Source organism: Streptomyces celluloflavus (assembly GCA_000720995.1).
GTDB classification, from domain to species: domain Bacteria; phylum Actinomycetota; class Actinomycetes; order Streptomycetales; family Streptomycetaceae; genus Streptomyces; species Streptomyces celluloflavus.
In genome coordinates this window covers 1-301 of record JOEL01000157.1, presented here as the reverse complement: position 1 = coordinate 301, position 301 = coordinate 1, and the positions used below count along the sequence as shown (strand labels likewise).

Genomic DNA, 301 nt, shown 5'->3' with positions numbered 1-301 from the left:
GTAGTCAGCCGACGACACGGCGGGAGGTACCGCACGATCATCCGTCGACACAGCAGGAGGAAGGGCACGGTCAGCCGTCGCTGCCCCGGCCCGCGCCTCCGTCAGCGGCTCCGTCAGCCGCTCGGCCGGCACCGTCGGCACGACGGCCGTCTCGTCCCACGCACCGGCGGGCACCCGGCCGGGCGTCACCGTCGACTCGGCCGGAGTACGGGCGTAGTCAGCCGACGACACGGCGGGAGGTACCGCACGATCATCCGTCGACACAGCAGGAGGAAGGGCACGGTCAGCCGTCGCTGCCCCG

Annotated in this window: 1 pseudogene; it reads right to left on the bottom strand. The window is 73.1% G+C overall.

Going from position 1 to position 301, the window contains the following annotated elements:
* Positions 1-231 (bottom strand): annotated as a pseudogene (locus tag IH09_RS40515) (hypothetical protein); the annotation flags it as partial.
* Positions 232-301: the final 70 nt, after the last annotated feature.